Genomic DNA, 24,989 nt, shown 5'->3' on the forward strand with positions numbered 1-24,989 from the left:
TTAGAGATAAGGCTAATTAAAATTAGGTTCGGCAAAAATGGGGGCGGATCTTAACGGATCTTTACGAGATTAACCAGAACAGACGTGTTTTGAGCAGTATTTTTCATAGAACTTACACTTGAGTGCTTGTCTCCCAAAAGCATCACGGTTTACTATTCTTGTTCTTTTGATTTTTATATAGTCAACGATCGATTTTTAGAGAACGTATTCATGAGCACGAAACAATTTACTTTGAAAGATGAACAAGCAACGATTCAACTAGGAACGGAGCTTTCTAATCTTTGCTCACAGCAGACGACTATTTATCTGCATGGTGATCTTGGCGCAGGAAAAACGACGTTCAGTCGTGGCTTTGTAAAAGCACTTGGCCATCAAGGAAATGTAAAGAGCCCAACGTATACTCTAGTTGAACCTTACCAACTTGCAGATTGGCAGGTGTACCACTTTGACCTTTATCGCTTGGCCGATCCTGAAGAGTTGGAGTTCATGGGTATCCGTGATTACTTTACTCCAGACGCTATTTGTTTGGTTGAATGGCCTGAGAAAGGTTATGGGATGCTACCTGAAGCAGATTTGGATATTGATATTCGTTACCAAGACGATCACCGTATTGTTTCTTTAACCGCTAATAGTGAATACGGACAGCGCTTACTTAGTCAGTTGGAGTTATGTTGATTTCTAAACGCCTTTTTTCATCAGTAGCCGTAATGGCTGCTGTTTTTTCTTTACTGTTTTCTTCACTTGTTTCTGCAAACTCATTGAAAGGGTTGAGGGTTTGGCCTTCACCTGAAGAAACTCGTGTGGTTATCGACCTTAAATCAGAAGCGGACTTTAGCTATTTTACTTTGAGTAGCCCGAGTCGCTTAGTGGTCGATTTAAAACATACCAATCTTGCGACCAAGTTACCTGTTGTGGTGAAGGATAGCCCCGTTCTGTCGAAAGTTCGTAAGAGTTCCCCGCCAGACAAAAATACCTATCGCTTGGTTTTCGAGTTGAAGAAATCCTCTAAAGCCGATTTGTTTAAACTGAGCCCGACTCCTGGTGGTCAGTATGGGCACCGTTTAGTGATTGATTTCCCTCATGGTGCGACAAGCAAGGGAACAACAGCTTCGAAGCCGAGTAAGCCAACAGTTAACAAAAATATTAATCAGGTTAAACGTCAGAAAGACATTCTGATCGTGATTGACCCTGGCCACGGCGGTGAAGATCCAGGTTCAATCGGCCCATCTCGTAAATATGAAAAGAATGCGACTCTGAGTATTTCTCACAAGCTTGCTGCACAGTTGAATGCCGTCCCGGGGATCAAAACTCGCATGACTCGCAATGCCGACTACTTTGTAAACCTTAACCGACGTGTTGCGATTGCTCGTGAAAATGAAGCTCACTTGTTTATCTCTATTCACGCGGATGCGTTTACGACCCCGCAACCACGAGGTGGTTCGGTGTTTGTGTTGAATACTCGACGCGCCAATACAGAGATCTCGCGCTGGATCGAGAACAAAGAGAAACAGTCTGAATTGCTCGGTGGTAGCGGTGCAGCTTTCACTGGCAACATTGATGATAAAAACGTAAACCAAACTCTGCTTGATTTGCAGTTCAGCCACTCTCAAAAAGAGGGCTATAAGCTTGCAACAACGATTCTGTCTGAGATGGGTAAGGTCGCTAAGCTTCATAACAGCAAGCCAATCAATACCAGTTTAGCGGTATTGCGTTCACCACAGATACCATCGGTATTGGTCGAGACGGGCTTTATTTCAAACCCGACGGAAGAGAAGCTTCTTTTCCAACGCTCGCATCAAGATAAATTAGCACGAGCAGTGACTAAAGCGGTCGTTAAATATTTGAAGGCTAACCCGCCTGAAGGGATTATCTTGTCTAATGCAACGTCATCAACGGGTGGTGTGAGCCAACATAAAGTGTCTCGTGGCGAGTCATTATCGGTAATTGCGAGCAAATATGGCACGTCGACGCAGACCTTGATGAAACTCAACAATCTGAAATCGAGCAGCCTAGCGATCGGTCAAGTACTTAAGATCCCAAGTAGTGCTTCAGGTTCGTCATCAAGCAGTGCAGTGAAAACTAAGACCATCACTCACACGGTTAAGTCTGGAGAGTATCTAGGCAAGATAGCCAGCCGTTATAAAGTTCGAGTTACAGATATCAAACGTGAGAACCGCTTGAAGTCTGAAACCGTGAGAGTAGGCCAGAAGCTACGTATTACGGTTGAAATGAAAGACGTACCTCTGCGTAAACATAAAGTCGCAAGAGGTGACTACCTAGGTAAGATTGCTTCTAAATACGGCGTGAGCGTCAACAGCATTCGCCAAGCGAATAAGCTACGATCTGACAGCCTAGCAGTGGGTCAGGTGTTGATTATTCCGCACAAATAAGCTTTTAACGCAGACATGTTTCCATCAGTGGCAGTAAGGTAACTATAAATATGACGATCAAAATACTGCCAGCTCGGTTAGCTAACCAAATCGCAGCGGGTGAAGTGGTAGAAAGACCAGCTTCTGTTGTGAAAGAGTTGGTTGAGAACAGTTTGGATTCAGGTGCCACACGTATCGATATTGATATCGAGAAAGGTGGCGCCAAGATGATCCGTGTTCGTGACAACGGCAAAGGCATCGTTAAAGATGAGCTTGCCTTGGCGCTGAGCCGTCATGCTACCTCCAAGATCCATACCCTTGATGACCTCGAGGCGATCGTCAGCCTTGGTTTTCGTGGTGAAGCACTGGCGAGTATCAGCTCTGTTGCGCGCTTAACCATGACTTCACGCCCTGCGACTCAAGATCAAGCTTGGGCTGCGCACAGTGAAGGTCGGGATATGCAGGTGAAACTGCAGCCTGCAGCGCATCCTATTGGTACCTCGGTTGAGGTGTTGGACCTTTTCTTCAATACACCAGCACGTCGCAAGTTCTTACGTACTGAGAAAACCGAATTCACGCATATTGATGAGCTGCTTAAACGTATCGCATTGAGTCGCTTTGACGTGACGATCAACCTTCGCCATAACGGTAAGATGATTCGTCAGTACCGCGCAGCAAAAACACAAGTTCAAGCAGAAAAGCGCATCGCTGCGGTATGTGGCAACCCTTTTGTTCGTCATATGCTTAAGATCAAGCTAGAACATCAAGGCCTAAAACTTCATGGCTGGATCACCACGCCTGAAGGAGCAAGGCAACAAAGCGATCTACAATACTGCTATGTGAACGGTCGTATGATGCGAGACAAGCTGATCAATCATGCGATTCGTCAAAGCTATGAGACCAGCCTACGCCCAGACCAATTTGCAACTTATGTGTTGTTCATTGAGCTAGACCCGCATCAAGTCGATGTGAATGTTCATCCTGCAAAGCATGAAGTACGCTTCCATCAAGCCCGCCTTGTGCACGACTTTATCTACCAAGCGTTGAGTGATGGCTTAGCACAAAGCAAACAAATTGATGCAGCACCGATCAATCAATCGGCTTTTCATCAGTCAGAAGCCTCAAATTATCAGCAAGATAGTTCGATGTCTGAAGCGGGGGATGTTGCGAGTTTTTCTGAGCCAGAAAGTATAACGCCGACTCATTCGGATCAAACACAGATCTCTGAGAGGCTGCGACACGCCATTGAGCAGACGCCAGCCTACCCAAGAAAAGCCGAATCTGAGCAGGTTTATGATAACCCTCAGCACAGCGTTAATGATGCTGGGCAGCACTATAGCTCACCAGAAAACAGAGGTTCATCGTCTAGCAGAAGCTCTTCAACCAACTTAGATTCGTCAACTAAGATGAGTTCAGCTAGCACAGGCTCGTCGGCTCGTGAAACCAGCTTTACAGGTTCTCCTCGTCAAGAGTGGATAGAGTCTCGACCTGCTCCGAGAAAAGAAAAAGAACCCAACCAACATCATGCTGACCCCGCGCCTTTAAAGCGTGAAGTTAAAGCCTACAAAGAGCTGTTGAAAACGCCAGATTTTGATGTTCAAGTTGTACAGCCTTCACTTTCTCAAGAGCATGTAGCACCAGTAGAAACCAGAGACAACATAGAAAATAAAGAAACTCAGTCTGCTCAACAGAATCCGGTTCATTCAAAGCCAAGAGCACCTGTGACGGACTTAGGCAAAGCAGTCTCAGTAGTGGAACGCCAATATTTGGTAATGGGAAACAAAAACGGCAGCGTATTGGTGTCTCTAGCCAAAGCAGAATTGTTACGTGTGATTGGCCAACTTGATACTCGAGAAGGGGCGTTAAAAAGCCAGCCGCTGTTGGTGCCTTTATCAATCAAATTAGGCGCTGATTTAGTCGGTGTCGCTAAGGCGCTAAGCCCAATGCTGTCCGTGCTTGGTATCGAGCTTAAAGCTAGGAATAACGAAGCGATAATGGTGATGGGAGTGCCTTCTCCTTTGAGGCAGCAAAACTTACAAATTTTGATCCCAGATCTGTTATCGTACGCGGCTTCAATAAACGCTCAGGCCTCGGAGACTCAAGGTCACAGCTTTTCTAACGATACGTTGCCATTACTGGTTAACTGGATCGGGATTCAGACAGCACAAGTAAAAAACGACTACACTTTATCTGAAGCGGTTCAACTAGTTGGGGAACTTGAGCAACTTTGGCATGGTCTACTTCCATTAGATGATCCCGAATTTGTTAATCCTATCGACTTTTCAGCGACCATCGCAGCTTTTATGGCTTAGTCGTTTATCGATTTAAAGACTCAAGTTTATTGACGGTTTAACTTTTTGCGATGACATTGATCTTCGCAACGATACGTATTTTTGCGACAAAAAAGCCCTTTGCTATAAAGCGCTATAACAGAGAAACCAATACAAAATATCATGACTGAAAAATTACCTTTAGCGTTGTTTTTAATGGGCCCAACGGCATCAGGAAAAACAGATTTAGCTATCCGCTTACGTCAGAAGTATCCGGTAGAGATCATCAGTGTCGATTCGGCATTGGTCTACAAAGACATGGATATCGGCACCGCTAAACCGGATGCGGAAGAGCTTGCGCTCGCGCCTCATCGCTTGATTGATATTCTTGATCCAAGCGAAGCGTATTCTGCGGCAGATTTTCGTCGTGATGCGATCAATGAAATGAATGCCATTGTAGCGGAAGGTAAAATCCCGCTACTTGTTGGTGGCACAATGCTTTACTACAAGGCATTGTTGGAAGGTTTATCGCCACTACCAGCCGCGGATCAAGAGATTCGTAAGCAGATTGAAGCGGAGTCTATTGAACAGGGTTGGCAGGCATTGCACGATCAATTAAGAGAGATAGATCCCGTATCCGCTGAAAGAATACACCCAAATGATCCACAAAGGCTTTCAAGGGCATTGGAAGTTTATCGAATTTCGGGTAAAACATTAACAGAGCTAACTCAAACGAAAGGCGATAGCCTGCCATTTCGTGTAAAACAATTTGCAATAGCTCCCAAGGAAAGGAAAGAACTCCATCGCCGCATTGAGCTGCGTTTCGAAAAGATGATAGAAGCGGGTTTTGAAGATGAAATGAAGGCGTTGTACGCCAGAGAAGATCTTCATCCTGAACTGCCATCGATCCGATGCGTTGGTTATAGGCAGATGTGGGATTATTTAGATGGGAATTGTGATTTAGACGAAGCGGTTTTCCGTGGTGTCTGTGCAACCCGTCAATTGGCCAAGCGACAAATCACCTGGTTACGCAGTTGGGATGATTTAACTTGGTTAGATAGCGAAAACATTGAACACGCGTTAGAAACTCTTTCAGATGCAATAGCATCTGATTAGTATTGCTGTGTATAATGTGATCGCTTTTGCGTGAATATACTCTGGAAAGGATCAGTTATTGAGGCTTTTAAAAATCACAGCCTTTCAATAACAACGGAGTTTTTTTATTCGTTTAGCTCAGATGCAAAGGCCGCACCTTTTTGTGCACCACTAGCTAAATAATTACAACAAAATATAAATAAGGAAAATAAAATGGCTAAGGGGCAATCGCTACAAGACCCATTCCTAAATGCACTCCGTCGTGAGCGCATTCCAGTCTCTATCTATCTTGTTAACGGCATTAAGCTGCAAGGTCAGATCGAGTCTTTCGATCAATTCGTGATCTTATTGAAGAACACAGTAAACCAAATGGTTTACAAGCATGCGATTTCTACTGTGGTTCCTGCTCGTGCAGTTAGTCACCACAGCGGCGAGCAACGTGCGCCATCTGATCGTCCAGAGAAGACTGAAGATTAATCGTTCAAATAATACAGCTTGCGCTGTAATAAGGAGTTGGTTGCTTGTTTGACCGTTATGAATCCGGCGAGCGAGCCGTACTTGTTCATATCAACTTCACGCAAGAGGGAGAATGGGAAGACCTAAGCGAGTGTGAAATGCTGGTCTCCTCAGCGGGGGTAGAAACGCTACAAGTGATTACTGGTAGCCGACAATCCCCACTCCCTAAATACTACGTTGGAGAAGGTAAAGCCCTAGAAATCGCACAAGCTGTTCAGCTGACCGGTGCTGAAATTGTGATTTTTAACCACTCCCTCTCTCCTGCCCAAGAGCGCAACCTCGAGCAATTGTGTAAATGTCGTGTGATTGATCGCACGGGTTTGATCTTAGATATCTTTGCACAACGTGCGCGAACTCATGAAGGTAAGCTACAAGTTGAGCTCGCTCAGCTTCGTCATATCTCTACCCGATTGATTCGTGGTTGGACTCACCTTGAAAGGCAGAAAGGTGGTATTGGTCTTCGTGGTCCAGGTGAAACTCAACTGGAAACCGATCGACGTTTGTTGCGTGACCGTATAAAAGCGATATTACGTCGTTTAGCGAAAGTGGCTAAGCAGCGTGAACAAGGACGACGTGCTCGTAATCGAGCTGAAATCCCAACAATTTCTTTGGTTGGTTATACCAACGCAGGGAAATCAACACTTTTCAATCGAATCACTAGTGCAGGTGTTTATGCAGCAGACCAACTGTTTGCAACCCTAGACCCAACACTACGTAAGATTGAATTGGCAGATGTCGGGCCTGCAATTCTCGCAGATACCGTAGGTTTTATCCGTCATCTACCGCACGATCTGGTCGCTGCGTTCAAGGCTACGTTACAAGAGACGCAGGAAGCTGACATTTTGTTACATGTTGTTGATGCCAGTGATGACCGCTTTCGTGAGAACATTCAGGCTGTTCATGAAGTATTAGAAGAAATCGATGCTCATGAAGTGCCAACCCTTGTAGTCATGAACAAAATTGACTGCATGGAAGACCAAAAACCTCGAATTGAAAGAGACGAAGAGGGCGCACCTCGCGCTGTTTGGGTTTCTGCAATGGAAGGAGAAGGTATTGAACTGCTGTTTGAAGCTTTAACTGAGCGTTTAGCAAGTCAGATGGTTCAATTCCGGTTGTGTATTCCACATCAACATCAGGGCCGTATTCGCAGCTTATTCTTTGAGATGAAATGTATTCAACAGGAAGAGTATGATGAAAATGGTAACTTGTTGATAGATATCCGAATGCAACAAATAGATTGGTCTAAACTTGAAAAAAGAGAAGGGGCGCTCTTAGGTGACTTTATCGTTACCAAAGAGACTGCTACAGTATAACGTCATATCAAATGATGGAGCTTTCTAATGGCGTGGAATGAGCCTGGAAATAACAACAACGGCGATAATAACGGCCGCGATAATGACCCTTGGGGTAAGAACAATAATCGCGGCGGCCGAGATCAAGGACCGCCAGACTTAGACGAAGTGTTTAGTAAACTAAGTCAAAAGTTAGGTGGCAAGTTTGGTAAAAAAGGTGGCAACGGTAACGGGCCATCTATCGGTGGTGGCGGTGCGATTGGCTTTGGTGTCATTGCTGTCATTGCGATTGCTATCTGGTTCTTCGCTGGTTTCTACACCGTTGGCGAAGCAGAAAGAGCAGTAGTACTTCGATTGGGTCAGTTCGACCGTATCGAAGAGCCTGGTCTTAACTGGCACCCACGCTTCATCGATGAAATCAAAGATGAGCAACTAGTAAACGTTCAAGCGATTCGTTCTCTACGTGCTGCTGGCACCATGCTAACGAAAGATGAAAACGTTGTGACCGTTGAAATGGGTGTTCAATACCGTGTTTCTGACCCATACAAGTACTTGTATCGTGTAACGAATGCAGACGACAGTTTACGCCAAGCAACCGATTCTGCGCTTCGTGCGGTAATTGGTGATTCACTAATGGATAGTATCCTAACAAGTGGTCGTCAGCAGATTCGTCAAAGCACTCAAGAAACGTTGAACCGTATTATTGATAGCTACGACATGGGTATTTTGATTGTTGACGTGAACTTCCAGTCAGCACGTCCACCTGAGCAAGTGAAAGATGCATTTGATGATGCTATCGCGGCTCGTGAGGATGAAGAGCGTTTCGAGCGTGAAGCTGAAGCTTACCGAAATGACATTCTTCCAAAAGCAACAGGTCGTGCTGAGCGTTTGAAGAAAGAAGCGGTGGGTTACTCAGAGCGCACAGTTAATGGTGCTCTAGGTCAGGTTGCTCAGTTCGAGAAACTGCTACCTGAATACCAAGCAGCTCCTGAAGTAACACGTAACCGTATGTACCTTGATACAATGGAAAAAGTGTACTCAAGCACATCGAAAGTCCTGATTGATTCTGAATCAAGCGGTAACTTGCTATACCTACCAATTGATAAGCTAGGCGCACAAGGTGGTTCTCAGTCGGGCACTCGCCCTGCAAAAGCATCATCAACTTACGATCAAATTGAGTTAGAAACTCAAGCGGATCCAAAGTCTAGCACTCAAACTCGTTCAGACAGTTCACGCCAAGGGAGATACTAATAATGCGTAAATTAATGATCCCTGTATTAGTTGTGACGATTGCCCTTCTATTGATGTCACTGTTTGTGATTCAAGAAGGCGAGCGTGGCATGGTAATTCGTTTTGGTCGAGTTCTCGATGACAACGGCGTATCACGAATCTATGAACCAGGCCTGCACTTTAAACTGCCTATGTTTGATCGCGTAAAAGTACTTGATGCTCGTATTCAAACGATGGATGGTCGTTCTGACCGCTTCGTAACATCAGAGAAAAAAGACGTTCTAATTGATACCTACGCAAAATGGCGTATTGCTGATTTTGGACGTTTTTATCTAAGTACTGGCGGCGGCAATATCATGACGGCAGAAGCACTTCTTGAGCGTAAAGTGACAGATGTTCTTCGTTCTGAAATTGGTTCCCGTGAAATTAAGCAGATCGTGTCAGGCCCTCGTAATAAGGACATCCTGCCAGACTCTGCTGATAGTGAAGTTGTCACAACGGTAGCGGCTGCAGAAGCACTAGAAGTTGATGGCGAACGCGATAAGATCATGGAAAACGTTTTGTCTGGAACGGCAGAAAGTGCGATGGCTGATTTAGGTGTTGAAGTTGTTGATTTCCGAATGAAGAAGATTAACCTTCCTGACGAAATCAGTGAATCTATCTACCGCCGTATGCGTGCAGAACGTGAGTCGGTTGCTCGTAGACACCGTTCACAAGGTCGTGAGAAAGCGGAAGTTATCCGTGCTCAAGCTGAGCTAGAAGTGGCAACAGTTCTTGCTGAAGCTGACCGTACAGCTCGAATCACTCGTGGTGATGCTGATGCAGAAGCAGCGAAGATCTACTCTGATGCGTTCAGCAAAGATCCTGAGTTCTACGGCTTCATGCGTTCATTGCAAGCTTATGAGACATCATTTAGCGATAAGAGCGACATTCTAGTGCTGGATCCGAAGACTGACTTCTTCCAATACATGAATCAAGCAAGCGGCGCTCCAGCGAAATAAGCTGATGCGTTAGCGAATGCTTAGCTCAATAAGCAAAATACGTTAAAACTTAAAAGGCTCCCATTGTGGGAGCCTTTTTGTTTTCTATGACTTATTTCAGAACGAGACACCTTTGAAGATTCACTATTGGGGCAAGGGGAGGCGCTTAACAGCGTTCTACTTATAGAAACTAACGGTAGGTCATGAAAGCGATAACGGCACCGGCAACCACAAGACAGCCTCCAATGCGGCGCAGTTGTGTGTCTGGCTGCTCGCTTAGTTGCGCGACCATGTTTCTCCAGCCATTGGGTGCAATCAAGGGGCCGAGCCCTTCAACAATAAGTACGAGCCCAATAGCGAGCCAAATTGATTGAGACATGGTTCTGCCTTTTGTCTGTAAAAAAGCAATGATATCAGTATCTTTACACATCTGCCCCCAGTTATGGCTGGTTTATTTTTGTACAGCGTTAACGTTTATGAACAAAAAGTGACTGCAAGAAGTGTGATTCAGTGCTAGAATCCATTTTTAATTAGCAACAGAAATTGGAAAGATGGGAAATAACGTAGTCGTTCTAGGCACCCAATGGGGTGATGAAGGTAAAGGTAAAATCGTTGACCTTTTAACTGAAGATGCAAAATACGTGGTTCGCTACCAAGGCGGTCACAATGCAGGTCACACACTTGTAATTGACGGTGAAAAAACCGTTCTTCACTTAATTCCATCAGGCATCCTACGTAATAACGTTAAATGTGTTATTGGTAACGGTGTAGTATTATCGCCTGACGCACTTCTAAAAGAAATGAAACCTCTTGAAGATCGCGGTATCCCAGTACGTGAGCGTCTTTTCATCTCTGAAGCTTGTCCTCTAATTCTTCCGTACCACATTGCAATCGACAACGCGCGTGAAATCGCTCGTGGCGCGAAAGCTATCGGTACAACGGGTCGCGGTATCGGTCCTGCTTACGAAGATAAAGTTGCTCGTCGCGGTCTACGCGTTGGCGACCTTTTCGATAAAGAAGCATTTGCTGAGAAGCTAAAAGAAGTTATGGAATTCCACAACTTCCAACTAGAGCACTTCTACAAAGCTGAAACAGTAAGCTACGAAGAAGTTCTTGAGCAAGCGATGAGCTACGCAGACATGTTAACTGCGATGGTTATCGACGTAACTGACGAACTAGACGCAGCACGTAAGCGCGGCGACAAGATCATGTTCGAAGGTGCTCAAGGTACGCTACTAGATATCGACCACGGTACTTACCCATACGTAACGTCTTCTAACACGACTGCTGGTGGTGTTGCTGCAGGTTCTGGTTTCGGTCCTCGTCACATCGGTTACATCCTTGGTATTACTAAGGCTTACTGTACTCGTGTTGGTTCAGGTCCATTCCCAACTGAGCTATACGATGGCCTTGAGAAGCAAGACCCAGTTGGTAAGCACCTAGGCGATGTTGGTCACGAGTTTGGCGCAACAACTGGTCGTCTACGTCGTACTGGTTGGTTCGATGCTGTCGCTATGCGTCGTGCAATCCAAATCAACTCTTTATCTGGTATCTGTCTAACTAAACTAGACGTTCTAGATGGCCTAGAAGAACTAAAAATCTGTACTGGTTACAAGATGAAAGATGGTTCTATCCTAGAAGTTTCTCCAATGGCTGCTGAGTCATTCGAAGAAGCGACGCCAATCTACGAAACAATGCCTGGTTGGTCTGAAAACACATTTGGTGCTAAATCTATCGACGCGCTTCCACAAGCTGCTCTAGATTACATCAAGCGTATCGAAGACCTAACTGGTGTTCCAATTGATATCGTATCAACTGGCCCAGATCGTAACGAAACTATCATCAAGGTTCACCCATACGGCGCATAATGCCTACTGAGTGATTACCACAGCACTAACAGTGCTTTGATAATTAAATCGTTTCTAAAAGCCGACTTTCTTAAGTCGGCTTTTTAATACCTGCAATTTAGCGTCTAAGCTTTGGGTGATGATCTTTTAAGCGTCATCAGGCAAAATATTGCCCATTAGCGGCAAGTTTTGTCTAAAGCCATCAAGGTTGTTGCCGATACAGATATCATAGAAAGTGAAGTTCACCCTATTTTGGGGCGTCTACCTCGGTAGCCAATAAAAAATAGATAACTTTAGCGACAGATAATTGAGTGCAGGTATGAAGCTACGAATTGTGGCAGCTTCATTAATAATGGCGCTGAGCTCACCCTTGAGTCATGCAAATTTGGCTGATGTGGGAGAGCCCGTTCCAATATATACAGAAGCTGAACTGATTAAATTAATCGAAAATAATCGACACCTAGAGCGTGTGAAAGCGGATAAGTGCCAGCTAGTAGAAGATATCGTTGCTCGTGCAACGCGTATTAGCTTGCCTTCTTATGAGTTTTTATACGGTGATATGCTGGCGTGGGGTGTGTGTGTTCCACAAGATGTAGAGCTTGGTCTTTACTATATGGAAAACGCAGCGCATCAAGGTTTACCCGCAGCACTAGAGCAACTGGGTCGTTATTATTCTCGTGGAACCTTGGTTCAACAAGACAAAGAGCGTGCAATTCCGTACCTACGTGAAGCGGCCTCTATGGGTAACCTAAGTGCAAGCATTCACTTAGCGGAACTCTTACTGCGTGATTACGGTAGCCCGTTAGATTATGAAGATGCTTACCGCTGGTTATACAACTCGGTGACAGCAGATGATAGGCAACACAAACGTATTACTGTGCTTCGAAGCGGTTTGGAGCGGAGAATGCCAGACAATATTATTGCTCGAGCAAAACGCCGAGATGTGTTCTGGTAATGACGAATGTAAATTAAGGTTGATGGCTAACGACTGCACTCGTTAATCATCTATCTTGAACTAGAAAGATATCGATATGAAAAGGCCTCGTAGGTAAATACCTATGAGGCCTTTTTTGATCTGAACGGAAAACCGTTTATCTCATTCGGTGACGTTATTGAACAACTTCACCAGATTCAATTACCGTTTTACGAACGACTTTGGTGAAATCGAGTGCTTCTTGACGAATCTTGTCTTCATCGACGGTTAGCATGTCGCGATCTTGCATGATGATCTTACCATCAACGATGGTGTGGCGAACGTTACCAGAATTAGCCGAGTACACTAAAGCTGAATATGGGTTGTATACCGGAATCATGTTTGGTGCTTTTGTGTCGATCACTATGATGTCAGCTAGTTTACCTGTTTCAAGAGAACCGATCTTATCTTCCATGTGTAGCGCTTTTGCTGCGCCCATTGTTGCCATGTCGATCACTTTGATCGGCGGCATTGCGGCACGATCTTTGTTTACCAGCTTGTGAACTTTAGCCACTTGGTTGAACTCATCAATGGTGCTCAGTGTGTTACCAGACATCGGTCCATCGGTCCCTAAACCAATACGAACGTTTTCGTCGTACATCTTAAGGGCAGGGGATACGCCTTTCGCGGATTTGATATTGGCACTCATGTTATGAGCCACGCCCATGTCTGATTTTTTCACCAGTTCGATATCATGGTCATCCACTAGGATCATGTGTGCACCCACCAAGTTTTTGTTTAATGCACCGATGCTGTCCATGTATTGAACCGGAGAAAGTCCTTCTGAACGCTCTGCGATTTTCTCTTCTTCACGGTGTGATTCTGCAAGGTGAATCATTACTGGTACATCTAACTTTAGAGAGAGCTTAGATATTTTCTGTAGGACTTCAGTGGTATTGGTGTAAGGCGCATGTGGTGCAAACGCAGGTGTGATTCGCGGGTGATCTTTGTATTCTTCAATGAAGTTCAATGCGTACTTAATGCCTTCTTCGGCGTTAGCTGCATCGGCTACAGGGAACTTAATCACAGTTTCACCTAGGATGGCACGCATACCGATCTTATCGACGGTTTTCGCTACTTCATCTTCGAAGTAGTACATGTCGGCGTAAGTGGTTACACCGCCTTTTACCATTTCGACGTTACCTAGGTTGGCACCAATACGTACCATGTCTCGTGACACTAACTTCTTCTCTAGAGGGAAGATATAACGGTGAAGTCGGTCTGGCACATCATCGGCTAATGAACGAAACACCGTCATCGATACGTGGGTGTGAGTATTGATGAGACCCGGCATCACGATATCACCATCAACATCTAAAACTTGCTTAGCTTGGTATTGCTTCTCTAGTGAAGCATCACCAACCGCAATGATTTTGTTGTCTTTGACGACAACAGTACCGCTTTCATAAATCGTTTTGTCTTGGTTCATGGTCAGAACCATCGCATCGGTAATCATCAGGTCAGCTTTTTCCATTGCCGAGCTAGCAAATGGAAATAGAGCTAGGCTTGCCATTGCTGAAGCCAATAAGGTGCGTTTTAGTTTCATATCATACTCAGAACAGGAGTTGGTAAAGTGCGTGGATAATAGTGTATTTCATTCATGGCGCAAACGTTTGTTTTATCGTTTGCTTAAAATTTTGATGATAGTCCACGTCTATGAAGTGATGTTTCACAAAGTGAAGATATGTATCAATCTGAGGTTATTTGAGGGTTTTCCAAAGCATATCTGTAGGTTACCCCTAGCATCAGATATACTAGGGGTATATACCTTCCTTGCTTAAGCAGGCCCGCCTATGTCAAAAAACACACCAACGTCAGAAAACACGACAGCGACAACCACTGTTGATCCTTTTGCCGACCGAGAGTCGAAAAATTACGAAAACCCAGTACCAAGCCGAGAGTTCATTATTTCGTTTCTAACTGAAGCGAATATTCCAATGAACCGTAACGATCTATTCGAAGCTTTGGGTCTGGCTGGAGAGGAACAATACGAAGGGCTGCGTCGTCGTTTACGTGCAATGGAGCGTGATGGACAGCTTATCTTTACTCGTCGTCAGTGCTACGCATTGCCTGAGAAGATGGAACTGATTAAAGGCTATGTGATTGGTCATAAAGACGGTCATGGTTGGGTTCGCCCAGATGGAAGCGTTGGTAAAGATAACGATATCTTGTTGCCACACCATCAGATGAAAACCATCATGCACGGTGATTACGTACTGGCTCAGCCTACTGACAATAGTAAGCGTGGTCGTCGTGAAGGTCGTTTGGTTCGTGTTCTTGAAGAGCGCACAACCCCACTTGTTGGTCGTTTCTTCTTAGAATATGGCCATTCTTACGTGGTTGCTGATGATTCGCGTATTAGTCACGACATCCAGATCCCTACTGAGCATAAAGGCGGTGCTCGAATGGGTAATGTGGTTGTGATTGAAATTACGGATCGTGGTGGTCGTTCTCGTAACATGATGGGTAAAGTGACCGAAGTTCTTGGTGAAAACATGGCTCCGGGTATGGAAACGCAGATCGCGATCCGTACTCACCAGATCCCACAAGAGTGGCCTGAAGCGGTAGATAAGCAAATCGAAAACCTTGGTGAGCATGTTCCTGAAGAAGCAAAAGAAGGACGTGTTGATCTACGCAAACTGCCATTGGTTACGATTGATGGCGAAGATGCGCGTGACTTCGATGACGCGGTTTACTGTGAAGCGAAGAAAGGCGGCGGCTGGCGTCTATGGGTAGCGATTGCTGACGTAAGTTACTACGTTCGCCCAGATACGGCGCTAGACAAAGAAGCGATTAACCGTGGTAACTCGGTATACTTCCCGTCACAAGTTGTCCCAATGCTGCCAGAAGTACTTTCAAATGGTTTGTGTTCATTGAACCCTCAAGTCGACCGTTTGTGTATGGTGTGTGAGATGACCATCTCAGACAAAGGTAAACTGTCGGGTTACAAGCACTACGAAGCGGTAATGAATTCTCATGCTCGTCTTACTTATAACAAAGTAGGCGCGATCTTAGATGGCAATGAAGAATTACGTGAACGTTACGAACCAGAAGTACCACATCTTGAAGAGCTTCATAAGATGTACAAGGTGCTTAAGAAAACGCGTGACGAACGTGGTGCGATTGAATTTGAAACGGTAGAAACTAAGTTTATCTTCAATGCGGATCGTAAGATTGACCGTATTGAGCCAGTAATTCGTAACGATGCACACAAGATCATCGAAGAATGTATGATTCTTGCGAATATCGCATCGGCATCTTACGTAGAAAAAGCGAAAGAGCCTGCGCTGTACCGTGTTCACGATACTCCGGGTGAAGAGCGCTTAATGGGCTTTAAGAGCTTCTTAAGTGAATTAGGTTTAACGCTAGAAGGTGGCTTGTCGCCATCTCCGGTAGATTACGCACAACTGATGCAACAGATTAACGAACGTGAAGATCGTGAATTAATCCAAACAATGCTGCTACGCTCAATGAAGCAAGCGGTATACAACGCGGATAACGCGGGTCACTTTGGTTTAGCTCTTAAACGCTATGCTCACTTTACCTCGCCAATTCGTCGTTACCCAGATTTGCTACTGCACCGTGCGATTAAGTACCTTATTGCAAAAGAAGAAGGTCGTAACAGCGAACGTTGGACGCCAACCGGTGGTTACCACTACACGTTCGATGATATGGACTTCTACGGCGAGCAGTGTTCAATGACTGAACGTCGTGCTGATGACGCTACACGTGAAGTGAACGACTGGCTGAAATGTGAATACATGCAGGACCATGTCGGCGAAGTGATGGATGGCGTGATTGCCAACGTAACTGGCTTCGGTTTCTTTGTGCGTCTAACTGAACTGCACATCGATGGTCTGGTACATATTTCTGCGCTAGCGAATGACTACTACCAATTTGATGCTGTTGGTCAGCGTCTGGTTGGTGAAAGCTCAGGTAATATCTACCGCTTGGGTGATTCGGTTAAAGTGAAGGTTTCGGCGGTTAACTTAGAAACTCGTCAAATCGACTTTGATTTAGAAGACACCGATCGTCAGCCGCGTGGTAAAGGTAAAACAGCCAAGAAGCGTGCAGCCGAAGCGATGAAAAAGGCGAAAAGCAAGAAGCGTTCAGCGGTGAAGAGCAATAAGCCGGGTGTACCAGCAACGCCTTTGGTTGAACCAACTAAACGACCAGATGGAAGTAGCGAAAGCTCAGCTAAGAAGAAAAAGCCAGCGAATAAAACCGGTGCTGCTAAAGCTCGTGCTAAGAAAAAGCGCGCAGCAAGCCGTAAGCCAAAGGCTGATAAGTCTTAAGCTATCGTCATCACAGTGACGAGTAGGGCTTAAACGTCTAACGAATTTAAATGCGAGAGTATCAGGCGGAAGATGCATGCTCTCGAAATAAACAACACAGAGGTGGGTGCATCGGGTTTGATGCCTTCATCTCTGAGCAATAAGAGTAACCAGAGACAATGAGTAACGAATTTATTTACGGTATTCACGCGGTGAAAGCCGTACTAGAAAAAGATCCAGCACGCTTTATTGAAGCGTACGTGCTTAAAGGTCGTCAAGACGATCGCCTTCTTCCATTACTGAATCAACTGCAGCAATTTGGCGTGTCGATTCAACAAATGGGTCGTAAGCCGCTTGATGAAAAAGCACAAGGTGCAAACCACCAAGGTCTTATTGCTAAGGTGAAGCCTGCTAAGCAGCTTAATGAAACTCACCTAGACGATATCCTTGCGCAGCACGAACAGCCTCTGCTGTTAGTTCTAGACGGCGTAACAGACCCTCACAACCTAGGTGCTTGCTTACGTAATGCAGATGCCGCAGGTGTGGCCGCTGTTATCGTTCCTAAAGACCGCTCTTCGCCGCTAACGGCAACAGTAAGTAAGGTTGCTTGTGGCGCTGCAGAAACGGTTCCGCTAGTACGAGTGACTAACCTAGCTCGCACAATGCGTGCACTGCAAGAGCAAGGTGTATGGTTCGTCGGTACCGCAGGTGAAGCAACGCATGATATCTATCAAGCGAAGTTGACTGGCCCGCTTGCTGTTGTGATGGGTGCTGAAGGTGACGGTATGCGTCGTTTAACGCGTGAAACGTGTGATGACCTGATTAAGATTCCAATGTCAGGCAGCGTGTCGAGCCTGAACGTTTCAGTAGCTTCTGGTATTTGTTTATTTGAAGCGGTACGTCAGCGTCTAGCTCAGTAACGTTCGATTTAACAAAGCCTAAACGACTTAAGTCTATGAATTTATTAACGCTCACTACTTGCTGGTGGGCGTTTCTTTTTAGGCAATTATGACGGAGCCTATTGGCTTGTCAGATGGCTAGATGGCGAAATAAAAACTGTTTCATTATTCGCCAAATACCACTTGCCAATACCGGGTTCTTTCTATAATATTTGCCGTCCTTAAAACTCGGTCATTTTTCTTTAGTTCCTTGCTTCCCTTGGACGACCGAGCCTTTCGTGGAAGCTAATAATCCGTAAGGAGCAACCAAATGCGTCATTATGAAATCGTATTCATGGTTCACCCTGATCAAAGCGAGCAAGTTGCTGGCATGATCGAGCGTTACACTGGTTCAATCACTGAAGCTGGTGGTACTATCCACCGTCTAGAAGACTGGGGCCGCCGTCAAATGGCTTACCCAATCAACAAACTTCACAAAGCTCACTACGTTCTTATGAACGTTGAAGCTGGCCAAGAAGTGATGGACGAGCTAGAAACTGCTTTCCGTTTTAACGATGCAGTTCTACGTAACATGATCATGCGCACTAAAGGCGCTGTGACTGAGCAATCTATCATGCTTAAGCAAAAAGAAGAGCGTGCAGAGCGTGCTCCTCGTCGTGATGACCGTGAAGAACGTGCACCACGTCGTGAAGAAGAAGCTAAGCCAGAAGCTGCTGCTGAGTAATTCTTTTTTGGCCTTTTAGGTCATTAAATTTTATTCAACTCGTTTAGGTATTTCCACTACAAGCATTTGCTTACGCTTATTTATAAGCCTGTGTGAATACCGCATTATTAAATTTAGATCAGGAGATAGCCCATGGCTCGTTTCTTCCGTCGTCGTAAATTCTGCCGTTTTACTGCAGAAGGCGTACAAGAGATTGACTACAAAGACGTAGCAACTCTAAAAAACTACATCACTGAAGCTGGTAAAATTGTACCTAGCCGTATCACTGGTACAAGTGCTAAATACCAACGTCAGCTAGCTCGCGCTATCAAGCGTTCTCGTTACCTAGCTCTACTACCGTACACTGACAAGCATCAGTAATCGGTAATAGTTAATAATAGTTTAAGAGGACTAAGATAATGCAAGTTATTCTACTTGATAAAATCGGTAACCTAGGTGGCCTTGGCGACCAAGTAAACGTTAAATCTGGTTACGCTCGTAACTTCCTTATCCCACAGGGTAAAGTAGTTATGGCAACTAAAGAAAACGTTGCTATGTTCGAAACTCGTCGTGCTGAACTAGAAGCTAAAGTTGCTGAGCAACTAGCTGCTTGTGAAGCTCGTGCAGAGACAGTTAACACTCTAGAAGGCGTTACAATCGCTTCTAAAGCTGGTGACGAAGGCAAACTATTCGGTTCTATCGGTACTCGTGACATCGCTGACGCTATTACAGCGGCAGGTGTTGCAGTAGCTAAGAGCGAAGTACGCCTACCTGAAGGCGCTCTACGTAACATCGGTGAATTCGAAGTAAGCATCCAACTTCACTCTGAAGTTTTTGCTACTGCGAAAATCACGATCGTTGCTGAGTAATTTCAGTACCAAGACGAATTCTTTCTTTTGAAAGTTTTAAACACCAGCTTCGGCTGGTGTTTTTTTTATGTCTGAAATATAGGAAAACATAAGGGAGGGTTGCAGTAGGTAAAAAGCTTACAGTGATCCATAAGCTCTTATTGCTGAACAGGTCGTTCTCAAGGTTAGAAGTGGCCTTAAGATTAGAACTGCTCCTGAGACTAGAATTGAAAGAGCAGGTTAATCGACAGCACAGAGTCTTCTTTGCTTAATCCATTAGGTACCTTATCGTGGTACTGACGAGAATGAGCAATCTTCAGTGCAATATTGTCAGTAATATCGTTGATCGCTTCTAATTCAGTATCAAATTTCAGGTTACTGTGACCAGATACTAACGTCACATCGGCTTTGAGCTGTAAATTCTTCAATACTTGCCATGATGTGTTCACATTGCCACGGAAAATGGCTTCCTCAACAATCTCAGGAAAGATGATGTCATCGTCGTCTAATTCATCGAGATTCGGTTCTTGGTAACGAAAACCAGGGCCCACTTCGACTTCCAACACAAACTCTTCTGTATTTGAAAATTGGTAACCCAAACCACTAGAAACAGTATAGTCTTTAAAATAAGCGCTATAACGTGAGTCGACACCTTTGAAGCTGCCGTAGAGGTAGGTTTTGGGGCTTAACTTATAGTCACTCTGAGCCGAGTAAGTCGATTGCCTTTTGTCTTCTTCACCATCTTTGTAGAGGTTGTAGTATTTCCATTCGCCACTGGTTCTATGACGGCCAGTCGTATACTCGCCATTTAGGCGGGCATTTAGCGATCGAGAATCAGAATTACCAGTATGCGACTGATATCCAAATTCGACTTCAGTCTTTAACGGGTTAGGCAGTTCTGTGTCACTCGTATCACTCGGTGCGATATCCATATCTTTTTCAGGTGTCGGTGCAACGACGATCGGCTCAGCAGCAGATTCTGGTACTACTATCGAGTCGAGGATTGCATCAACAGAGGCTTTAGCATCATCCGCTAAGGCCAACGGAGTGCTCAGGAGACCAATACTCAGAATACCAGTGCTCAGAGCCAATGATTTGGACACACATACCTCTAGTTATACAGTGAATGAATGGAAGGATCGTAATGCTACCCTTGGTTAATTCCGTCAGCAATAGGTAAATTCTTACTGAAGAATAAAACAATCCCCGAGGATTGCATTACAAATGCATGTTCTTGGGTATAATGAACGATCATTATTAGTTATTGAGTGTAGTCATAGTGGATACCAGAAGTCAGAAATCAGCCAACGATCAGGTGGACGCCATCAAAGTCCCACCACATTCATTAGAAGCTGAGCAATCTGTTATCGGCGGTTTGTTGCTGGACAACGAACGCTGGGATACGGTTTCAGAAAAAGTCGTGAGCAAGGACTTTTACAGTCGCCCTCACCGTCTGATCTTCGAAGCAGTAAAAGATATCCTTGAAGAAAGTTCTCCTCTGGATCTTATTACACTCTCTGAACATTTAGAGTTGCGTGAGCAGCTCGAAGAAGTTGGCGGTTTTGCATACCTTGCCGACCTTGCTAAAAATACCCCAAGTGCGGCGAACATTAACGCTTACGCGGATATCGTGGCGCAACGTGCATTGGTACGTAGCCTGATTGGTGTTGCGAATGAGATTGCCGATTCGGGTTATGACCCTCAAGGCCGTACATCAGAAGAGCTTGTTGATCTGGCTGAGAGTAAGGTCTTTGCGATTGCAGAAGGCCGAGCGAGTGAAAACGAAGGCCCACAAAACGTTGATAGCATTCTAGAGAAGACTCTGGAACGTATCGAAATCTTGTATAAAACGCCACAAGATGGTGTGACTGGTGTCGATACTGGCTTCAACGACCTCAACAAGAAAACAGCAGGCCTACAGGGTTCTGACTTAATTATTGTTGCTGCGCGTCCATCGATGGGTAAAACCACCTTTGCGATGAACTTATGTGAAAACGCGGCGATGAAACAAGACAAGCCGGTTCTGATCTTCTCTCTTGAGATGCCAGCCGAACAGCTGATGATGCGTATGCTTGCGTCACTTTCTCGCGTAGACCAAACCAAGATTCGTACTGGTCAATTGGATGATGAAGATTGGGCGCGTATTTCATCGAGTATGGGTATTCTTATGGATAAGAAGAATATGTATATCGATGATAGCTCGGGTTTAACACCAACAGAGGTGCGTTCGCGTGCTCGACGTATCGCTCGTGAGCATGATGGTATCTCTATGATCATGATAGATTACCTTCAATTAATGCGTGTACCTTCATTGTCTGAAAACCGTACCTTAGAGATTGCCGAAATTTCGCGTTCCCTAAAAGCCCTTGCGAAAGAGTTGAACGTGCCGGTTGTTGCACTTTCTCAGCTTAACCGTTCCCTAGAGCAACGTGCTGATAAGCGCCCAGTAAACTCGGATTTGCGTGAATCAGGTTCTATCGAGCAAGATGCCGATTTGATCATGTTTATCTATCGTGATGAGGTTTATAACCCAGACAGTTCACTGAAAGGTATCGCTGAGATCATCCTTGGTAAGCAACGTAACGGTCCTATCGGTTCGGTTCGTTTGACATTCCAAGGCCAACACTCCCGATTTGATAACTATGCAGGTCCTGCATTTGATGATGAGTAAGTTAATGACTTATATGAAAGCAGCGACAGCGAGCATTGATCTCGGTGCATTGGAACACAACCTTCAACTGATTAAGTCAAAAGCACCTAACTGTAAAGTTATGTCGGTTGTGAAGGCGAATGGCTACGGTCATGGTTTATTGCACATCGCTAAACACTCTAAGAACTCAGATGCCTTCGGTGTCGCCCGTATTGAAGAAGCCTTGCAACTTCGTGCTGGTGGCATTGTTCAACCTGTTTTATTGCTGGAAGGTTTTTACTCGTCAGGTGATTTACCAATATTGGTGACCAATAACATCCAGACCGTGGTGCATTGTGAAGAGCAACTTAGCGCTCTAGAAAATTCAGTTCTAGAATCGCCAGTTGTGGTGTGGCTAAAGGTAGACAGTGGTATGCATCGCTTAGGCGTTCGTTCTGAGCAGTATCAAAATTTCGTCAATCGCCTGCATCAATGTCCTAATGTAGCTAAGCCTTTGCGCTACATGAGCCACTTTGGTTGTGCTGACGAGTTAGATAAAGCAACCACAGAGCAGCAGACTGAATTATTCTTATCTTTGACGGAAGGTTGTGAAGGTGAACGCTCTCTTGCTAACTCTGCAGGTTTGCTTGCGTGGCCGGATAGTCACTTAGATTGGGTGCGACCTGGCATCATCTCTTACGGCGTGTCACCGTTTGTAGATAAGACTGCTCAAGAGTTGGGTTTTAAGCCGGTAATGACCCTGACGTCTCACCTAATTGCGGTTCGTGATTTGAAAGCCGGTGAAAGCGTGGGTTATGGCGGTAACTGGACCAGCGAACGTGATACCAAGGTTGGTGTTATCGCGATTGGTTATGGTGATGGTTACCCTCGCACAGCACCTAACGGCACGCCAGTGTTCGTCAACGGTCGAACAGTACCGATTGCAGGCCGTGTCTCCATGGACATGCTAACGGTCGACCTAGGCCCAGATGCTTTAGATAAAGTGGGTGATGAAGCGACTCTTTGGGGGAAAGGCTTACCTTCGGAAGAAGTGGCGGAACATATTGGTACTATTGCGTATGAGCTGGTCACTAAGCTGACTTCGCGCGTTGCGATGGAGTATGTGAAGTAGCTATGGACCTTGTAAAGTAAATGGCGCTCATGCGAACGACACGACACTGGCTAATGTCAGCTATGGCATTGCTCGGTGTCAGCTTTTCTTCTTCCGCGGTGAGTGAAGAAAAAGATACTGCATTTGTCCCTTTCTATTTCAGCACCGAAACCATGGGTAACACCTTTGGGGTTGCAGGTGTCGCAAAGGGTGTTTGGCAGCCTCAAGCAGCTTTGTTTGGGATGGCGCTCTATTCTGATAGAGACAGCTATGTTGGCTTTTTATCTGCTTTCAACTTTGCACTTTCTGAGAATGTTTTATTCAGTACTCAGATGTACCAAGCACGCTTCAATGACAATCCTTATTACATTGGCTCTCAAGGCGATAATGATTCATCTATTGATGATAAAACCATTGCCGATGGCTTAGAGCAAAATTATCAGTTTGAATTTAAGTATTTGCTACCTTGGGGCAATGTTGCAGAACATGGCTTGTTAGGGGCTTTTCAGCCAATCAAAGATGTTAGCTTTGCCTCACCTGTCGATTCGGGTGTCAGCTCGATTATCTTCACACCTTTTTATACCGCTCGAGAGCTAGAAGGTTTAAATAACACGGAAGAGGCGACAGGCTTTAGTCTGGCTTTGGATTGGGATAACCGTGATAGCACACGTAACCCAACTAAAGGTTCTCATACTAACCTTGAGTTCACTACCGGTGCCGATAGTTGGTCTGACGATGACTTGTGGTTGAAGTGGACGTTCCAAAACAGTCAGTACTTCGCATTAGGTCCTTTAGGCGACTTGTTCGACCAACAAGTCGTGGCTCTCGATTTCTATACCGCTGATACACCAACTTGGGATAACTGTTCTGGGCAGGATTGCGCGCGCCCACCAGAGACAGAACAAGCTCGACTTGGTGGATTATATCGATTGAGAGGCTATACCGGTGGACGTTATCACGGACGTTCTGCTGTTCACTATTCAGCAGAATACCGAGTCATCCCAGATTGGCAACCGCTAGGTGATATTCCTTTAATTAACTACTACGATTTGCCTTGGTGGCAATGGGTGGCGTTTGCTGAAGTAGGGCGTGTTGCGGACGAGTACGATATTAAAACACTGCACACGGACATGAAATGGAGCCTCGGTGGCGCGGTTCGCTTCCAAGTAGAAGGGATTGTTGTTCGTGCAGAATTAGCGCGAGGCGGCGACGAAGGAACCTTTCGGGTCATGATAAACCAGCCCTTCTAAAGCTTTCGGTCTATGGTGGGCCAAATGCTATTTTTATAAGAGTGGTTGTGGAAATACACCACTCTTTTTTATTAATAAGGCATTGTTTTTATTAAAAAGATCTCGCTTTTAAGCCGTCTACTCACCTTGAATCGTAGCGATCACAGTGCGGCTTCCACCACTATCTCGATGTTCACCTAAGTAAATACCCTGCCATGTTCCCAAGGCTAAACGACCGTTAGTGATGGGTATTGTCACACTGGAGCCAAGTGTTGATGCTTTAATGTGAGCTGGCATATCATCATCGCCTTCATAAGTGTGTCTGTAGTAAGGGGCACGTTCGGGTACAAACTTATTAAAGTGCGATTCCATATCGGAACGAACGGTAGGATCTGCGTTCTCATTTAACGTGAGACTGGCAGAGGTATGTTGAATAAAGAGATGTAATAAACCAACAGATAGAGAGTTGATATCGTGTATCTGTTGTTCAATTTCATCAGTAATGAGATGGAATCCACGCTTTCGTGCATTTAGGTGTATAGTCTTCTGAATCCACATACGCCATCCTTTATAATGTATTTGGAAAAAAAGTGGTTTAACGCTATCTTTTGAACTTGAATTTATCAGGTATCGCTCACATTTAATTATGTTAGAGCTAGAGTCTGTACCGATTCTGCTATCAGGAAATCTAATCCTGATTTATCTCAAGGTACAGCTCTTCATA

General features: G+C 45.1%; 22 protein-coding genes. 18 read left to right on the top strand and 4 right to left on the bottom strand.

Annotation, left to right across the window (positions count from 1 at the left end; genetic code table 11):
* Window positions 1–210: 210 nt before the first annotated feature.
* The 8 genes from tsaE to hflC all read left to right on the top strand — a co-directional run bounded on the left by tsaE (window position 211) and on the right by hflC (window position 9,773).
* A complete protein-coding gene (gene tsaE / locus AC3CKG_RS01275; RefSeq protein WP_004735870.1) occupies window positions 211–675 on the top strand; it encodes a tRNA (adenosine(37)-N6)-threonylcarbamoyltransferase complex ATPase subunit type 1 TsaE in 465 nt (154 codons plus the stop codon).
* Window positions 669–2,390, top strand: a complete 1,722-nt coding sequence (locus AC3CKG_RS01280; protein ID WP_488528705.1) for an N-acetylmuramoyl-L-alanine amidase — start codon at window positions 669–671, stop codon at window positions 2,388–2,390. The genes tsaE and AC3CKG_RS01280 overlap by 7 nt, the downstream gene beginning before the upstream one ends.
* 50 nt (window positions 2,391–2,440) lie before the next feature.
* Window positions 2,441–4,681 (top strand): DNA mismatch repair endonuclease MutL, encoded by a 2,241-nt coding sequence (mutL, locus tag AC3CKG_RS01285; protein ID WP_488528706.1) that lies wholly within the window; start codon window positions 2,441–2,443, stop codon window positions 4,679–4,681.
* A gap of 141 nt (window positions 4,682–4,822) precedes the next feature.
* A complete protein-coding gene (miaA, locus tag AC3CKG_RS01290) occupies window positions 4,823–5,755 on the top strand; it encodes a tRNA (adenosine(37)-N6)-dimethylallyltransferase MiaA (RefSeq protein WP_102435985.1) in 933 nt (310 codons plus the stop codon).
* A 192-nt stretch (window positions 5,756–5,947) separates the two neighbouring features.
* Window positions 5,948–6,211, top strand: a complete 264-nt coding sequence (hfq, locus tag AC3CKG_RS01295; RefSeq protein ID WP_010434097.1) for an RNA chaperone Hfq — start codon at window positions 5,948–5,950, stop codon at window positions 6,209–6,211.
* A 44-nt stretch (window positions 6,212–6,255) separates the two neighbouring features.
* Window positions 6,256–7,563, top strand: a complete 1,308-nt coding sequence (gene hflX, locus AC3CKG_RS01300) for a ribosome rescue GTPase HflX (RefSeq protein ID WP_017107433.1) — start codon at window positions 6,256–6,258, stop codon at window positions 7,561–7,563.
* Between the two features lie 27 nt (window positions 7,564–7,590).
* Window positions 7,591–8,793, top strand: coding sequence for an FtsH protease activity modulator HflK (gene hflK / locus AC3CKG_RS01305; protein ID WP_017103358.1), 1,203 nt, complete (start codon window positions 7,591–7,593; stop codon window positions 8,791–8,793).
* Window positions 8,794–8,795: 2 nt separating this feature from the next.
* Entirely contained in the window at window positions 8,796–9,773 is a 978-nt protein-coding gene (gene hflC / locus AC3CKG_RS01310; protein ID WP_010434102.1) for a protease modulator HflC, read from the top strand.
* Between the two features lie 169 nt (window positions 9,774–9,942).
* On the opposite strand, the gene AC3CKG_RS01315 is transcribed toward hflC, so the two are convergent.
* Complete coding sequence (locus AC3CKG_RS01315) at window positions 9,943–10,131, bottom strand: DUF2065 domain-containing protein (RefSeq protein WP_010434105.1); 189 nt, start codon at window positions 10,129–10,131, stop codon at window positions 9,943–9,945.
* Between the two features lie 172 nt (window positions 10,132–10,303).
* Here AC3CKG_RS01315 and AC3CKG_RS01320 point away from each other — a divergent pair, with 172 nt between their 5' ends.
* Window positions 10,304–11,620 carry an adenylosuccinate synthase gene (locus tag AC3CKG_RS01320; protein ID WP_017078237.1) on the top strand — a complete coding sequence of 439 codons (1,317 nt, stop codon included), beginning with the start codon at window positions 10,304–10,306 and terminating at the stop codon, window positions 11,618–11,620.
* A 298-nt stretch (window positions 11,621–11,918) separates the two neighbouring features.
* Complete coding sequence (motX, locus tag AC3CKG_RS01325; protein ID WP_017107437.1) at window positions 11,919–12,554, top strand: flagellar protein MotX; 636 nt, start codon at window positions 11,919–11,921, stop codon at window positions 12,552–12,554.
* Between the two features lie 154 nt (window positions 12,555–12,708).
* On the opposite strand, the gene AC3CKG_RS01330 is transcribed toward motX, so the two are convergent.
* Window positions 12,709–14,118 (bottom strand): amidohydrolase, encoded by a 1,410-nt coding sequence (locus AC3CKG_RS01330; protein ID WP_102353125.1) that lies wholly within the window; start codon window positions 14,116–14,118, stop codon window positions 12,709–12,711.
* A gap of 247 nt (window positions 14,119–14,365) precedes the next feature.
* On the opposite strand from AC3CKG_RS01330, the gene rnr reads away from it, so the two are divergent.
* The 5 genes from rnr to rplI all read left to right on the top strand — a co-directional run bounded on the left by rnr (window position 14,366) and on the right by rplI (window position 19,317).
* Window positions 14,366–16,867, top strand: a complete 2,502-nt coding sequence (rnr, locus tag AC3CKG_RS01335) for a ribonuclease R (protein ID WP_017107438.1) — start codon at window positions 14,366–14,368, stop codon at window positions 16,865–16,867.
* 158 nt (window positions 16,868–17,025) lie between these two features.
* A complete protein-coding gene (rlmB, locus tag AC3CKG_RS01340) occupies window positions 17,026–17,766 on the top strand; it encodes a 23S rRNA (guanosine(2251)-2'-O)-methyltransferase RlmB (RefSeq protein WP_004735856.1) in 741 nt (246 codons plus the stop codon).
* A gap of 289 nt (window positions 17,767–18,055) precedes the next feature.
* On the top strand, window positions 18,056–18,469 hold the full coding sequence (rpsF, locus tag AC3CKG_RS01345) for a 30S ribosomal protein S6 (protein WP_004735855.1): 414 nt from the start codon (window positions 18,056–18,058) through the stop codon (window positions 18,467–18,469).
* A gap of 132 nt (window positions 18,470–18,601) precedes the next feature.
* A complete protein-coding gene (gene rpsR, locus AC3CKG_RS01350; protein WP_000090472.1) occupies window positions 18,602–18,829 on the top strand; it encodes a 30S ribosomal protein S18 in 228 nt (75 codons plus the stop codon).
* Between the two features lie 38 nt (window positions 18,830–18,867).
* Complete coding sequence (gene rplI / locus AC3CKG_RS01355; protein ID WP_017107439.1) at window positions 18,868–19,317, top strand: 50S ribosomal protein L9; 450 nt, start codon at window positions 18,868–18,870, stop codon at window positions 19,315–19,317.
* A gap of 200 nt (window positions 19,318–19,517) precedes the next feature.
* On the opposite strand, the gene AC3CKG_RS01360 is transcribed toward rplI, so the two are convergent.
* Window positions 19,518–20,399, bottom strand: coding sequence for a DUF481 domain-containing protein (locus AC3CKG_RS01360; protein WP_488528707.1), 882 nt, complete (start codon window positions 20,397–20,399; stop codon window positions 19,518–19,520).
* A gap of 176 nt (window positions 20,400–20,575) precedes the next feature.
* On the opposite strand from AC3CKG_RS01360, the gene AC3CKG_RS01365 reads away from it, so the two are divergent.
* Genes AC3CKG_RS01365 through AC3CKG_RS01375 form a run of 3 tightly spaced genes read left to right on the top strand, consistent with a single transcriptional unit; the run spans window position 20,576 to window position 24,286 of the window.
* Window positions 20,576–21,967 carry a replicative DNA helicase gene (locus tag AC3CKG_RS01365; RefSeq protein WP_017107440.1) on the top strand — a complete coding sequence of 464 codons (1,392 nt, stop codon included), beginning with the start codon at window positions 20,576–20,578 and terminating at the stop codon, window positions 21,965–21,967.
* Between the two features lie 4 nt (window positions 21,968–21,971).
* Window positions 21,972–23,057 carry an alanine racemase gene (alr, locus tag AC3CKG_RS01370; protein WP_488528708.1) on the top strand — a complete coding sequence of 362 codons (1,086 nt, stop codon included), beginning with the start codon at window positions 21,972–21,974 and terminating at the stop codon, window positions 23,055–23,057.
* 20 nt (window positions 23,058–23,077) lie between these two features.
* Entirely contained in the window at window positions 23,078–24,286 is a 1,209-nt protein-coding gene (locus AC3CKG_RS01375; protein WP_488528709.1) for a BamA/TamA family outer membrane protein, read from the top strand.
* Window positions 24,287–24,403: 117 nt separating this feature from the next.
* On the opposite strand, the gene AC3CKG_RS01380 is transcribed toward AC3CKG_RS01375, so the two are convergent.
* Window positions 24,404–24,823, bottom strand: coding sequence for a secondary thiamine-phosphate synthase enzyme YjbQ (locus AC3CKG_RS01380; RefSeq protein ID WP_488528710.1), 420 nt, complete (start codon window positions 24,821–24,823; stop codon window positions 24,404–24,406).
* Window positions 24,824–24,989 lie beyond the last annotated feature (166 nt).

Source organism: Vibrio sp. QJM3NY_15 (genome assembly GCF_057785995.1).